Below are 12,565 nucleotides of genomic sequence, written 5' to 3' on the forward strand. Positions count from 1 at the left end.
GGCTTCGGTCCCTCAAGCCTTCGTGCACAACGTGTGGCAGCTCTGCGCAGCCCGGTTTTTTCTCGGCATTTTTCTCGGTGGACTGCTCCCAACGGTGAATGCGCTCATTCGGAAATATACGCCGAACGGGATGGAAAGCCGCTCCTACAGTTTCAACACGAGCGCGCTTGCGCTCGGGAACATGCTGGGCCCCGTCGTTGGCGGAGCGATCTCCGGCGTGATGACGATCCAGCAGCTTTTTCTCGTTTCGGCCGTTCTGCTCTTGATTAACGGCTTGTGGGCCCGAAAATCGATCCTGCTCCGACAAAAATCGACCCATTCCCCTTCATAACCACTCCATGTTGCGATCACCTGTAAGCCTTTGGTGCTTTGTCATCTTGGGCTTGCAGGATTTTTTTGCCAAAAATCTATGATTTTCTGCCCATTTTATCCGAAAATTTGACAAATTAGTGAACTTTAATGAAAACTTAGTAAATAAATTATGCCATTTTTCCTAACAAGAAGGAAAATGTATCCGATAATAAGAATGTAAGAAATAGTAAAGAAAATTAAATAATTTTTTCCTCCTGCTTGCCTTATTGGTGGTGTTTCCAAAGGAGGTGAACCAGAAAACCGCTATGATCCGTCATCTGTCGTTCCGCCGGGAAGTATCCAATTCAACAGAGAAAAGAGGAAGATCATAATGACGCCATCACAAGTTGTTGAGACGATTTCGACGATCATCGCAGAAGAACTTGAGAAAGCAAAAAAGTCGAATCCTTTTTTCACCCGATTTCCCGAGAATGCACAGCCTGAAAATTTCAAATGGTGCATACACTTATACCATTTGTCCAAGCATTTCGGAGAGCTTCTTAAGCTGCGCTGGGAACGGTTCCCGGATGTCGGGCACGATGTCTTCTCCACCCATTACGAGGAAGAGAAGGATCACGCGGGGATGCTCCGCAAATGGATGACGGATTTGGGGCTTGACGACCCCGAACAATCGTTTCCGAATTATGAGACCGAGGACTTCATTTCGCTCCAGTACCGCGCTGTCAGCTCCATGAGCGAAAACTTGTCGCTGCTTCTTGTGAACAGTACGGCGGAAGGTTATGCCCATGCCATGTACCTGCACGCCTACGCGATTTTGAAAAAAGCTGGATTTACGAATCTGGAGTATTGGGAAATTCACTGCGAGGCGGACGAGGAGCACAGCAACGTCTATCATCTCATTCAAGATATGAACGATCAAGAACTAAAGGAAGCCGAGCATTTGGTTCGATACACGTGCCGTTCGCTCGATCTCATGCTCGCGTCCTGGTTTAAATAGGAGGAATATAATAAATATGGCATTCGAAGACGTGTTTAAGTATCACATTGATCGCACGAACAATGTTTTGTCCTGGCAGGTGCTCGATTCGCTGACGGTGGAAGACGCCACTCAAGCGAGCGAGCTGGTAAAAAACAGCCTTTCTTCACTGAACGGAGCCAAGCTGCTCGTCGATAACCGTTTCATGATCAAGAACGGCCGGCCGGTTGTCTTCTCACCCGAAGTGAACGCGATTTGGGAGCAGCTTCAGGGCGGCATTTTGCCTCAAGTGTCCCAGTGCGCCGTGCTGTGCAGCGGAGCGATTATGAAAATGCAAATGGACCGCATCGCGCGGGCTTCCGGATTTATCAACGTGCTGCAGAGCTTCTGGAACGACGATCCCAGCGTCATGAAAAAGGAAGCCTACGTATTTCTCGGCATTTCGTCCAACGAGCTGATCGACAGGCCCATTAGCGTATAAATGCGGTATATATAAACAAGGCCAGGAACGCTTCAGACGCGCTTCCCGGCCTTATTTTATTACTTGCGCGAATGGGCGAACCCCTCTAGCACCGTGCAATCAGCTCCGCGAGGAGCGCCGTACGGAACGGAATTTCGTCTAACCGGATGTACTCGTCAGGCGAATGGGCGTAATCGCCCCGGGCCCCCAGTCCGTCCAGCGTCGGCGTGCCGACGGCAGCGGTGAAATTGCCGTCGCTGACGCCGCCCGTATGCGTCTCCTCCAGCTCGACACCGAATTCGGCACGGGCGATCTCCTGTGCCAGCGCAAACAGCGCCGCCGTCCGTTCCGTCCGCTCCATCGGCGGACGCATCATCCGGCCGGTCAGCTGCAGCCGGGCCTCCGGCAGCACGGGAGCCAGCCCGCCCAGCGCCTGCTCGATTCTCCGGGCTTCCTCCGCCGTGGCGACGCGGATGTCGATATCCCCTTCCGCGTGCTCCGCCACAACGTTGGAGCCGATGCCTCCCTTGACGACGCCGACGTTTACCGTCGTACCGACAGCGGGATCGGTCAAAGCATGCAGCCGCTGGATCTGGCAGGCGAGCTCCTGGATCGCCGAGACGCCCTTTTCCGGGTTCACGCCGGCATGCGCGGAAACGCCCTGCACCGCCAGCTTAAACCGGCCGCTTCCTTTGCGCGCCGTCTTCAGCGCGCCGCTTGGCTCCATCGGCGGCTCCAGCACGAAGGAAACGACGGACTTCCTGGCCTGCTCTTCGATAAAGGCGCGGGACGTCGGACTGCCGAGCTCTTCGTCGCTGTTGAGCAGGAGCACGATTTTTTTATCTGCCGGGAACCGCCCCGACTCCTGCAGCGCCTTGATCGCAAACATCGCCTGCATCAGCCCGGCCTTCATGTCGTAGACGCCCGGCCCGTAAGCGCGTCCGTTCCCGATATGAAACGGCCGGCGCGACGCTTCTCCTTGCGGCCAGACCGTGTCGAAATGGCCGACCAGCAAAATCCGCTTTTCTCCTTGCCCTACCTCGCATAGCAGCCGGTCGCCGTACACTTCGTTCGGAACCCGGACGACCGTGCCTCCCGTAATTTCCTTGAATTGACCTGAGTACCAGTCCGCCATCCGGTCATTCAGCGCTTTGTCGGCGGACGGCGAATCCATATTGACGCTTGCTTCAAGCCGCGCCATCATCTCGGGCAAATATTGTTCAATCCGATCTTTTATTGACTTCACACCGCAGCATCTCCGTTAGTGGGAATGCGAATTCGATCCGAACAAACGGTCCAATCCGTATCCCCTTTCCAATATTATGATGAACACCAAGCTCAGTAAAATCACAACGGACGATACGGACGCGACAAGCGGGTCCAACGTTTCCTGCATATAGCTGAACAGCGCCATCGGAAGCGTCGTTGTCGTCGGAGAGACGAGAAATAACGACACCGTCACGTTATCGAACGAAGTCAAGAAAGCGAAAATCATGCCGGATATAATCGCCGGCTTCAGCAGCGGCATCGTAATGTCCCAGAAGACGTTCAAGGGCTTGGCGCCCAAAATGTAAGCCGCCCTCTCCAGCGTATAATCGAAGGAGCTGAGCCCCGTCAGCACGAGCCGGACCACATACGGAATCGAGATCAGCGTGTGCGCGAGCAGCAGCCCGGTGAACGTGCCGGCCAGTCCGATCCGCGTGAAAAAGAGCAGCGCCGCAATCCCGATGATCAGCGCGGGAACGGTCAACGGCGACAGCAGCAGCCCGTTGATCAGCCCTCTGCCGGGAAACTTGTACTTGTGCAGCGCAAGTCCCGCGATGGTGCCGAGCAGCGTGGAAATGACGGCGGTCAGCGCCGCCAGCTGCAGGCTGAACCAGAACGAATCGACGAATTCCGGCCGGTCGAAAATTTTGGCATACCATTGAAAGGAAAATCCGACCGGCGGAAACGACAAATATTTGGCCGATGTCAGCGAGGTCGGAATAATGACCAGCAGCGGCGAAACGACGAACAAGACGACGAGAAACGTGATAATGCCGAGCGGCGAAATTCGTTTGGTCATGAGGAGAACACCTCTTTATAGCGCCGCGTTTCGATAAGCCGCGTAAACAGCGAGACGAGCGCGATGGTCGAACCGAGCAACAGGAACGAAAGGGCCGCTCCCAGCGGCCAGTTGAGCTGGGCCATAATTTTCTCGTAAGCGATGACCGGCAGCACTTTCACGGACGTGCCTCCCATCAGCGCAGGCGTTACGAACGCGCTCATCGACAGGCTGAACACGAGTGTCGTTCCGGCGACAATGCCGGGCAGCGTCAGCGGGAGCGTTACCGTGAAGAACGTGCGCACCTTGCCCGCGCCGAGAATGCCGGCCGCTTTATAAAGCGAGCCGTCGATCTGGTACAGGCTCGTCGCGATGGCGAGAATCATGTACACGATCAAGGAATCGGTCAAGCCGATGACGACGCCGAGCTCGTTATAGAGCAGCTTGAGCGGCGTGTCAATAAGCTCCAGCTTCAGCAGCGTGCTGTTGATCCAGCCCTTCTCGCCCAAGATGACGACCCAGCCGAAGTTCCGGATGACGACGCTGATCAAGTGTGGGGAAATGATCAGAAACGTAATGATGCCGCGCAATTTGCCCGACGTCTGGGCCATGAACATCGCCACCGGATAGCCGAGCACCAGACAGGCCAGCACCGAAAGCAAGCCCATTTTGACAGTTCGCCATAAAATTTGAAGATAGTAAGGATCTTTAAAAAAGATCGTATAGTTCTCCAGCGTGAACTGCCCCTGCTTTCCCTCCAGACTGAGAAGAAAAATATAAAACATCGGCAGCAAAAATACGCCGGCGACGACGGCCAGACTTGGAAGCAGCAGCAAGGCGGCGGTCCGGACAGCGGATGACTTGCCTTTACCCATCGATCTCATGCCCCTTCCTTGGGAAAACGAACACGTCCTCCGGCTTCCATTCCAGCCACACCGAATCGCCGACCGACCATTCGCGGTCCTGACGGTCGGAAGGAATGCGCACATTCAGCGTATACCGGCCGACCTGGACTTCGCATTCGGCGTAAGCTCCGAGGAAGGAGATCAGTTGGACGACGCCCTGCACCCGGTTGACGCTGCCGGAGGAATTCTCGCCGCTCCCAGCCGCAAAGCCGATCCGCTCGGGACGGACATAGACGTAAACGGCGTCTCCCGCTTGAAGTGCAATGCCTTTGAACGCAGCCCGAAGCGGATGCCCGTCCTCGGTCACGAGCGACAGCGTCTGGCTTCCCAGCGCCTCCACTCTGCCAGACAACCGGTTCGACTTGCCGATGAACGTATGTACAAACTCGGACGCCGGGCGATTGTAAATTTCCCACGGGGTGCCGATCTGCTCCACCTTGCCGTGATCCAGCACCACAATCCGGTTGGACAAGTAAAGCGCCTCTTCCTGATCGTGCGTCACGAAGATGGTCGTCAGACCGATTTCCTGCTGCAACCGCTTTAACTCGTCGCGAAGCTCTTCGCGCAGTTTGGCGTCCAGGTTACTCAGCGGCTCGTCCAGCAGCAGCAGCGATGGCTCGGTCACGAGCGCGCGGGCGATGGCAATGCGCTGCCGCTGGCCGCCCGAAAGCTGCTTCGGATAGCGGTCGGCCACGTGAGGCAGCTTGACCAGCTCCAGCACTTTCCGCACCCGCTCCTGCATTTCCGCCTTTGGCGTCTTGCGCAGCTTCAGCCCGTACGCCACATTTTCAAAGATCGTCATATGCGGGAACAACGAATAAGTCTGAAACACCATGCCGAGATCCCGTTTGTTGGACGGCACGCCGTTCATCTTTTTACCCTTAATAATCAGCTCGCCCTGATCCGGCTCAAGAAAGCCCGCAATCATATTGAGCGTTGTCGTTTTGCCGCAGCCGGAAGGACCGAGGAACGAAACGCATTCCCCCTGCTCCACTTGCAGATTGAACTGTTCCACGACCACGTTGGATCCGAACTTCTTCTGGATGCCTTTGAGCTCCACATCGATCGTTTTTATCATGTCGTTCACCTATTTGCCGACTTTCGGCGCGATTTCTTTATTGAAGCGGTCGAGCCACTCCGGCGTTTTGCTGCTGATAACCTCGTAGTCGAATTTGACGGCTTTCTTCATGTCGAAGCTCAGCTTCTTGGAAATATCCATCGGCAGATTGACCTTCGTTGCCGGATTGTAGTACAGCTTGGTCGCGTACATCGCCTGGACTTCGTCCGACAGCAGAAACTCGATGAACAGCTTGGAGGCGTTCGGGTTTTTCGCGCCTTTGACCATCGACGCTACGGTAGGCACCAGGTTCGCGCCTTCCTTCGGGATGACGAATTCGAGATCGAGGCCGGCGTCTTTCTGCACCAGGCTGCGCGCCATCGTCCAAGCCGTATAGGCGGCCGTCTTGTTTTGCAGGTTTTGCTGCAGCTGCGCTGCGCTCTTGGCGAAGGTCGGCATATAACCCGCAACCGTTTCCAACTTTTTAAAACCGGGCTCCATATTTTTCTCCGAGCCGCCGTTTGCATAAGCGAGCATGATCAGCGCGGAACGGCCGAAATTGCTGGAAATTTCGCTGAGCGTCAAATTCCCCTTCATCTCCGGGCGGGCTAGATCGTTCCACGACTCCGGCACCGGAAGGCCCTTGGACTTGACCATTTCCGCGTTATAAGAAATGCCCATCGGGGTAAAGTTGACCGCTACGCCGCTGTTGTCCTTCACTTTCAGCTCGGGAGAAACCTTGCTCATGGACGGAACGTCTTTATCGTTCAACGGCTCCCACAGCCCTTCCGCACGGCCGGCTTCCTGCTCGCCCGCTTCGATCACGGTCACGTCGATTTGCGGAGCGCCTTTTTGCGCTTTCACTTTGGCTACGATTTCGGTCGCGACGCCGGATACATAAGTGAGCTTCACATCGGGATATTTTTCATTGAATTTTTTGAACACATCGTCCTTCATCATTTGCTCTACCGTAGCTCCGTTTCCGGACACCACGAGCTGCTTCTCCGGCTTCGTGCCGCCGGCTTGATCTTGCCCCGCTTCACCCGATGCCGCCGGCTTCCCTGATCCGCATGCTGCGAGCAGCGAGCCGCAAAGCGTCAATACCGCTAGAACCCCCATTTTTTTGTTCATTGAAATTCCTCCTCAGGTGTGGTATCGTTCACTATACGTGAACATCGTTTACTATACGAGAAACACAAGGAGATTTTAGCACGTAACTTGGATAAAGCGCAATAGTTTATTTTTATTAAAACGTTTTCAATGTTATGTTTTCTCACATATGAAAGCGAATTCTGGGAAAATTGCCCGGTTTATGTTACACTTACTCTACATTTCAAACCGTCCTTCAACTTTACGACGGTAAGGAGCATGAAGGCTATGGACAACCATTTATCGTCTGTCAAAAACGGCTGCAAGCTGCTGAAATTATTTCTCGATTCACCGAAAGAGCTCGGCGTGAGTGATTTGAGCCGCAAGCTGGAGCTATCCAAGGGTGCGGTGCACAAGCTGCTGATGACGCTCGAAAGCGAAGGTTTTATCAAGCAAAATCCCGCAACCAAGCAGTATTCGCTCGGCTATACGCTGCTGGAGCTCGGCAACAAGGTGCTGAAAAATCACAATCTCGTCGATTTCGCCAGACCGTTTCTTGCCCAGCTCTCGGATAAGACCAAGGAGCTCGTCACGCTGTGCGTCATTGACGGTCAAGATGCCATTTATGTCGATAAAATCGACTCGCAGTATCCGATCCGCTTCAATGCGGAGGAGCACCGGCGGTTTCCGATGTACGCCACCTCGGCGGCACGCGCCATTTTGGCTTACCGGGACGACGCTTTCATCAACGATGTGCTGGGGGATCAATTGAAAACGTATACCGCGTATACGATTACCGACGCAGAGACGATGAAATACAGGCTGCAGGACATCCGGATGAACGGATACGAGCTGAGCTCGAACCTGCGCAATGTCGGCGCGACCGGGATCGCAGCGCCGATCTTCGATGCCGACGGGAAAGCCATTGCGTCCGTCAGCGTAATCGGCCCGACCGATCGTATGCTGCCGTACCATGAACAGTGGATTCAAGAAGTGGTGGGGATTACACGCGCCATATCGCACGAGCTCGGCTATCGAGGTACGGGGACAGGAGCTTAAAGCGGAGGTTTTACAGACAAAAGAGACGGCTTTCCCTCGTCGCCACGACCACGGGAACCCGTCTCTTCGCTATATGTCTATATTTTCACCTGTCCGCCTCTATCCCCGCACTCTCGCAATGGCGAGGCCGTCATACGCCGGCAGCAGCACGCCTTCCAGACGCGGATCGCGCGCTATGCTTTCGTTAAATTGGCGCATCTTCGTCACGGCGTTGCCGGTCTGCTCCGGATCGGTCGTCTTACCGCGCATCAGCAAGTTGTCGCCAAGGATGAGCGCGCCCGGCCGGGCCAGCTTGATCGCCCATTCCAAATAATTCGGATAGTTGCCCTTGTCCGCATCGATGAAGAACAGGTCGAACCGCCGTCCTTCCGCCGACAGCGCCTCCAAACTATCCAACGCCTCGCCAATCCTGTATTCGACCTTGTCGCCGAGCCCGGCTTCGCGCAAGTGCTTGTGCGCCAAGTCCGCATACTCCTGCTTCAGCTCCAGCGATACCAGCTTGCCGCCGTCGGACAGGCCGCGCGCCAAGCAAATGCCGCTGTAGCCGCCCAGCGCCCCGATCTCCAGCACCTGCTCCGCGCAAACGAGCCGCGTGAGCATCGTCAGCAGCCGCCCGTACCCCGGCGCGATCGAAATTTCCGGCATCCCGTTCTCCCGGATGCCTTCCTGCACCCGCTCAAGCTCCGCATCGAGCTCGAATAACCCTTCCAAATACGCTTCCGCCGATAATGGCATCTCCGTCATCTCCGTTCTTCCTCCTCCGTTTGGTCCTCGTAGGGCGTACGGCTGTACCGTTCCTTACCTTTGTTCCCGCCGCCGTTGTATAATCGGGGCCAATCGCCTATACTAGTTTATTGTATGGCTTTTCCAAGGAGTGAGCAAGCGTTGACATCGAACACCATTGAATTGATTGCTACCGCCCCCATGGGCCTGGAAGCCGTTGTCGCCCGGGAAGTCCGCGACCTCGGATACGATCAGGTGACGGTTGAGAACGGCCGCGTCACGTTCGTCGGAGACGCGCTGGCGATCGCCCGGGCGAACCTGTGGCTGCGGACCGCGGACCGCGTGTTGGTCAAAATGGGACAGTTCCCGGCGCGCACCTTCGACGAGCTGTTTGAAGGCGTCAAAGCGCTGCCTTGGCCGGAATGGATTCCCGAGGACGGCGAGTTTCCGGTCGAAGGACGCTCGCATAAATCGCAGCTGTCCAGCGTTCCCGCCTGTCAGGGCATCGTGAAGAAAGCCGTCGTCGAAAGCATGAAGCTGCGCTATGGGACCGAATGGTTCCGCGAAACGGGCGGTCGCTTCGTTATCGAGGTCGCGCTGCTGAACGATATCGCGACGATTACGCTCGATACGACGGGCCCCGGGCTGCACAAGCGCGGCTACCGCAAGCTGGTCACCGAAGCGCCGCTGAAGGAAACGCTGGCGGCCGCCATGATCCTGATCAGCCGCTGGCAGCCGGAGCGTCCGCTGTACGATCCGTTCTGCGGCTCCGGGACGATCCCGGTCGAAGCGGCCATGATCGGCTGGAATCTGGCGCCGGGCCTGAGACGCAGCTTCAATGCGGAGGCGTGGCCGCTCGTCCCCGAGTCGTTGTGGCAGGAAGCGCGCGAAGAAGCGTACGACCTCGTGCGCGACGACGTGCCGCTGCAGATCGCCGGTTCGGACATCGACCGCAGCGCGATCGAGGTTGCCCAAGCGTCGGCCAAAGCGGCCGGATTGGCCAAGGAGCTTAGCCTGCAGACGCTGCCGGTAGCCAAAGCGCGGCCGCAAGGGGATTACGGCTGCATCATTACGAACCCTCCTTACGGCGAACGACTGGGCGACCGGAGCGAAGCGGAACGCGCCGTCCGCGATTTCGGACACTTGTATGCGCAGCTCCCCACCTGGTCCGCTTTTGTCCTGACCCCGGCCAAGCAGTTCGAGCACTACGTGAACCGGCCGGCAGACAAGAAGCGGAAGCTGTTTAACGGACGGATCGAATGCCAATTGTACCAGTATTTCGCACCCGGCGGCTTATACGCATGGCGCAAGGACCGGGAAGCGAACCCAAGCCCTGAGCAATAAGCTCAGGGCTTGATTTTTGCCGGCCGTACCGGCTTAAAATACCAGACGTAGAACAATCGGGACACCCCGAACGTGAGAAACAAGCTGATCCAGCTCCAATACCAGGTCCAGTGCAAGTAATCGATAAGCCGGGTACAGCGCTCGATCACGTATTCCGGCACCATGATTCCGGTCGTAAACGCCGCGTAATACGCGAGCTTCACCCATCCGCCCCGGCGCTCGGGATAATACAGCATAAAGAAAATACAAATGACCGGATAGACGAAATATTCGAATGTGAAGCTGGTGGCATTCACCTTCCAGAATAACCGGACCGGATAGGCAATCCATCCCCACTCGACCACAAGAAGTCCGAGGTGCCACGTGATGCACTGCTTAAATAAAAAAACCGTAAGCGCGTTGCGGTACTTGTCCCTCGGAATGAACAAAAGGGAAGCCAGCGTCATCCCCCAGACAAAGACAAGAATCCACTGCTCGATGAATCTGCTCATAACCGTTTCTCCGATAAGCCTGCGACAGACTTTCCCGGTTCCTCCCGAACGAACCACAAGTACACCCGTCGGGTAATATAAAGGGCGCTTGAAAAGGTAAGATACAGCCAAAACGGCGAAGCGTGTAATTTCACAAGTGAAGTAAAACGGGCCATTACACTGTAAAATACGACGAAAATTGTGGCAAACAGCACATAATGCCCGATCTGATGAACCGTGCTTTTCCGCTCGGGATACGTATAGTGAAACCAGACGGAATAGGCCGGAAACAGAATAAACTCAAACGTGAAATTAATTGCCGTCGCCCTCGGCAATTCCCGCACCGGAAATTCGAAGAAGGACAAGCTTGTAAGCACTAAACTCAACAACCAGGTCAGCGTTTGAAAGATAAAGATTAGAAGCACGGTCGCTCTCACACGTCGGCGCCCGGTCATACAGAGCAGCAGCACGCTGGCGATCCACATCAACAGCAGGATGGATTGTTCCTCGGCCATGGGGTATCAGTCCTCCGTTGCAACTTCATCGGGTTGGCCGATGAATGTTGTCAACAATGTCTTGAACGATACCTTCCAATATTTCCATTTGCCTGCCGCTTTAACCTCCCTGCCCCCTTTTTGGAAAAAAGCAAAAAATCCTTGCGAGACCGGAGCGAAAGATTCAGCTTGGGGCCTTGTAAGGATTTATTCGATTCGTTCGCGCTAAGTCTCGACGCGGGGACGGGCCGGGTCGCAGACCGGCTCTTTATGCTGCGCTACTTGAGCAAGCTTCGTCAGATAGTAGCATTCCTCGCGCGACATATGATCGGCCATTAAAGGAGACAGCGTTCCGAGCGCCTGTTTGCTAAGCCGAAGCTCTTCCAGCTCCCGCAAAAACTGCATGAACAGCGCCATCTCGAGCTCCACTTCCTTGCCGAAACGCGCCAAGGCGGGAAACTTCTTCACGTTCGCGCGCAAATATCCGGCCAGCTCGACCGCCTTCAAATAAAACTCGCGAAAATGCTGATCGAACGTCCGGGCCATCTCGGTCAAACGCGATTCCGCCATATCGAGATCGCCTGCAATCGAGCTCGCATGCCCATAGGCGTCCTGCAGCCAAACCAGATGATGATGAAGCTCATGGAACACGGGGGCCGGTTGACCGGAAAGCAAACTCCCCAATACCCGCAAATATTCCTCCGCCTCGTTCACCATATGGTTCAGAAAAGAAGCCGACAGTCCGATCGTGATCTTCCCGATCAATTGTCTCTGCAGCAGATGCAGCTTGTAGCTGCGCAATTGCTGGGTCAAACGGTACGCCTCCCGCGTAATCTCGCTCAGCCGCTCGCGCTCTTGCGTCTTGCGGGCGCGCTGCAGCAGACCGTCGAAGGCCGCGATCATCGCCCGGGCCCGCGTCACCTCTTCGGATTCGTCCGCAGAAAGCGAATCTTTAATAAACCGAGCATGATCTCCCATCACCTGCAGCCAGAACCGGTGTTCGAACGCCGCGGATGTCTCGAAATCCGTTGCCATCCCTGTCTCTGCCTCCCCGTCGGCCGGTAAGCCGTCATGTGCTACAAGCATCGTATGCACCACGACCGGGGCGAGTGCCTATTCGGAAGAGAGATTCGGGATCGGCAAGCGGCCTCTAGGCGTGACGAAGGTCCTGCGCCCGGCAGCTCCAATAATCGAAGAGCGACATGAAGACTTCATTGTCCGCTTCGCACCGTACGGAAAGCTTCACTTCGCCGCGCCAATAAAACGTAATGACCTGCCGGCTGCGCCCTTTAACCATTTCGACGTCCCAGCATGAGGATGCGAGCTCGTACACCTCGCGATTAATGAACATTTTCGGGCCTTCGCTCGACAAAAAAACGCCGACGAAATCGTTGCCCACTTTCGTATAGAAGCCTTGCTTCGTCATGATGCTCCGTCCTTGGCTCTGATCTGCCATCCGTTCTCGCTCCTTTATATGCAAACAAAAAGACTCTCCGTTGACGGTACGGGAGTCCGCATCTATCATCGCGCGTCTCCGTGCCTTCGGTAAACTGGCTGGCATCACGCAACCTCGGCGCCTAAGCTCCTATGCTTTGCGCCCGCGGGCCTTCGCCCGGTTTGCCTTTATCGAGC

15 protein-coding genes and 1 riboswitch are annotated in these 12,565 nt (G+C 55.7%); of the genes, 5 read left to right on the forward strand and 10 right to left on the reverse strand.

Annotation, left to right across the window (positions count from 1 at the left end; all coding sequences use genetic code 11):
• The 3 genes from QJ48_RS02940 to QJ48_RS02950 form a co-directional block, all read left to right on the forward strand.
• Positions 1–331 (forward strand): MFS transporter (locus tag QJ48_RS02940; protein ID WP_157261487.1); only part of this gene is annotated, 331 nt, incomplete at its 5' end.
• Positions 332–682: 351 nt separating this feature from the next.
• Positions 683–1,309 (forward strand): iron-containing redox enzyme family protein, encoded by a 627-nt coding sequence (locus QJ48_RS02945; RefSeq protein ID WP_054972168.1) that lies wholly within the window; start codon positions 683–685, stop codon positions 1,307–1,309.
• A gap of 16 nt (positions 1,310–1,325) precedes the next feature.
• Positions 1,326–1,769 carry a hypothetical protein gene (locus tag QJ48_RS02950; RefSeq protein WP_082420311.1) on the forward strand — a complete coding sequence of 148 codons (444 nt, stop codon included), beginning with the start codon at positions 1,326–1,328 and terminating at the stop codon, positions 1,767–1,769.
• Between the two features lie 85 nt (positions 1,770–1,854).
• On the opposite strand, the gene QJ48_RS02955 is transcribed toward QJ48_RS02950, so the two are convergent.
• Genes QJ48_RS02955 through QJ48_RS02975 form a run of 5 tightly spaced genes read right to left on the reverse strand, consistent with a single transcriptional unit; the run spans position 1,855 to position 6,885 of the window.
• A complete protein-coding gene (locus QJ48_RS02955; protein ID WP_054972198.1) occupies positions 1,855–2,952 on the reverse strand; it encodes a M20 family metallopeptidase in 1,098 nt (365 codons plus the stop codon).
• A gap of 57 nt (positions 2,953–3,009) precedes the next feature.
• The gene (locus QJ48_RS02960) at positions 3,010–3,813 is read right to left on the reverse strand and encodes an ABC transporter permease (RefSeq protein WP_054972170.1); all 804 of its coding nucleotides are present in this window, start codon (positions 3,811–3,813) and stop codon (positions 3,010–3,012) included.
• Positions 3,810–4,667, reverse strand: coding sequence for an ABC transporter permease (locus QJ48_RS02965; RefSeq protein ID WP_054972171.1), 858 nt, complete (start codon positions 4,665–4,667; stop codon positions 3,810–3,812). Before QJ48_RS02965 ends, QJ48_RS02960 begins: the two co-directional genes overlap by 4 nt.
• Positions 4,660–5,775 carry an ABC transporter ATP-binding protein gene (locus QJ48_RS02970; protein WP_054972172.1) on the reverse strand — a complete coding sequence of 372 codons (1,116 nt, stop codon included), beginning with the start codon at positions 5,773–5,775 and terminating at the stop codon, positions 4,660–4,662. The genes QJ48_RS02965 and QJ48_RS02970 overlap by 8 nt, the downstream gene beginning before the upstream one ends.
• Before the next feature lie 9 nt (positions 5,776–5,784).
• Complete coding sequence (locus QJ48_RS02975; protein ID WP_054972173.1) at positions 5,785–6,885, reverse strand: ABC transporter substrate-binding protein; 1,101 nt, start codon at positions 6,883–6,885, stop codon at positions 5,785–5,787.
• A 246-nt stretch (positions 6,886–7,131) separates the two neighbouring features.
• Between QJ48_RS02975 and QJ48_RS02980 the strand changes: the two genes are divergently transcribed.
• Positions 7,132–7,902 carry an IclR family transcriptional regulator gene (locus QJ48_RS02980; protein WP_054972174.1) on the forward strand — a complete coding sequence of 257 codons (771 nt, stop codon included), beginning with the start codon at positions 7,132–7,134 and terminating at the stop codon, positions 7,900–7,902.
• A 99-nt stretch (positions 7,903–8,001) separates the two neighbouring features.
• Here the strand turns inward: QJ48_RS02980 and QJ48_RS02985 are convergent, their stop codons facing one another.
• A complete protein-coding gene (locus tag QJ48_RS02985) occupies positions 8,002–8,646 on the reverse strand; it encodes an O-methyltransferase (RefSeq protein ID WP_054972175.1) in 645 nt (214 codons plus the stop codon).
• A 141-nt stretch (positions 8,647–8,787) separates the two neighbouring features.
• On the opposite strand from QJ48_RS02985, the gene QJ48_RS02990 reads away from it, so the two are divergent.
• Positions 8,788–9,969: a class I SAM-dependent RNA methyltransferase gene (locus QJ48_RS02990; RefSeq protein ID WP_082420312.1), complete on the forward strand. Its 1,182-nt coding sequence runs from the start codon at positions 8,788–8,790 to the stop codon at positions 9,967–9,969.
• Positions 9,970–9,971: 2 nt separating this feature from the next.
• On the opposite strand, the gene QJ48_RS02995 is transcribed toward QJ48_RS02990, so the two are convergent.
• The 4 genes from QJ48_RS02995 to QJ48_RS03010 form a co-directional block, all read right to left on the reverse strand.
• Entirely contained in the window at positions 9,972–10,460 is a 489-nt protein-coding gene (locus QJ48_RS02995; RefSeq protein ID WP_054972177.1) for a CBO0543 family protein, read from the reverse strand.
• Complete coding sequence (locus tag QJ48_RS03000; RefSeq protein ID WP_054972178.1) at positions 10,457–10,954, reverse strand: CBO0543 family protein; 498 nt, start codon at positions 10,952–10,954, stop codon at positions 10,457–10,459. Before QJ48_RS03000 ends, QJ48_RS02995 begins: the two co-directional genes overlap by 4 nt.
• 204 nt (positions 10,955–11,158) lie before the next feature.
• Positions 11,159–11,968, reverse strand: a complete 810-nt coding sequence (locus QJ48_RS03005) for a DUF2935 domain-containing protein (protein WP_054972179.1) — start codon at positions 11,966–11,968, stop codon at positions 11,159–11,161.
• A 115-nt stretch (positions 11,969–12,083) separates the two neighbouring features.
• Positions 12,084–12,389, reverse strand: coding sequence for a hypothetical protein (locus QJ48_RS03010; protein WP_054972180.1), 306 nt, complete (start codon positions 12,387–12,389; stop codon positions 12,084–12,086).
• An 85-nt stretch (positions 12,390–12,474) separates the two neighbouring features.
• Positions 12,475–12,565: riboswitch (cyclic di-GMP riboswitch) on the reverse strand.

Source organism: Paenibacillus sp. A3, assembly GCF_001399685.1.
Classification (GTDB): Bacteria; Bacillota; Bacilli; order Paenibacillales; family NBRC-103111; genus Paenibacillus_G.

What these genes read in the sequence shown, in the direction of transcription:
- QJ48_RS02945 (WP_054972168.1), top strand. Translation starts at nt 683, where the DNA reads ATGACGCCATCACAAGTTGTTGAGACGATTTCGACGATCATCGCAGAA.
- QJ48_RS02950 (WP_082420311.1), top strand. Translation starts at nt 1,326, where the DNA reads ATGGCATTCGAAGACGTGTTTAAGTATCACATTGATCGCACGAACAAT.
- QJ48_RS02955 (WP_054972198.1), bottom strand. Translation starts at nt 2,952, where the DNA reads ATGATGGCGCGGCTTGAAGCAAGCGTCAATATGGATTCGCCGTCCGCC.
- QJ48_RS02960 (WP_054972170.1), bottom strand. Translation starts at nt 3,813, where the DNA reads ATGACCAAACGAATTTCGCCGCTCGGCATTATCACGTTTCTCGTCGTC.
- QJ48_RS02965 (WP_054972171.1), bottom strand. Translation starts at nt 4,667, where the DNA reads ATGGGTAAAGGCAAGTCATCCGCTGTCCGGACCGCCGCCTTGCTGCTG.
- QJ48_RS02970 (WP_054972172.1), bottom strand. Translation starts at nt 5,775, where the DNA reads ATGATAAAAACGATCGATGTGGAGCTCAAAGGCATCCAGAAGAAGTTC.
- QJ48_RS02975 (WP_054972173.1), bottom strand. Translation starts at nt 6,885, where the DNA reads ATGAACAAAAAAATGGGGGTTCTAGCGGTATTGACGCTTTGCGGCTCG.
- QJ48_RS02980 (WP_054972174.1), top strand. Translation starts at nt 7,132, where the DNA reads ATGGACAACCATTTATCGTCTGTCAAAAACGGCTGCAAGCTGCTGAAA.
- QJ48_RS02985 (WP_054972175.1), bottom strand. Translation starts at nt 8,646, where the DNA reads ATGACGGAGATGCCATTATCGGCGGAAGCGTATTTGGAAGGGTTATTC.
- QJ48_RS02995 (WP_054972177.1), bottom strand. Translation starts at nt 10,460, where the DNA reads ATGAGCAGATTCATCGAGCAGTGGATTCTTGTCTTTGTCTGGGGGATG.
- QJ48_RS03000 (WP_054972178.1), bottom strand. Translation starts at nt 10,954, where the DNA reads ATGGCCGAGGAACAATCCATCCTGCTGTTGATGTGGATCGCCAGCGTG.
- QJ48_RS03005 (WP_054972179.1), bottom strand. Translation starts at nt 11,968, where the DNA reads ATGGCAACGGATTTCGAGACATCCGCGGCGTTCGAACACCGGTTCTGG.
- QJ48_RS03010 (WP_054972180.1), bottom strand. Translation starts at nt 12,389, where the DNA reads ATGGCAGATCAGAGCCAAGGACGGAGCATCATGACGAAGCAAGGCTTC.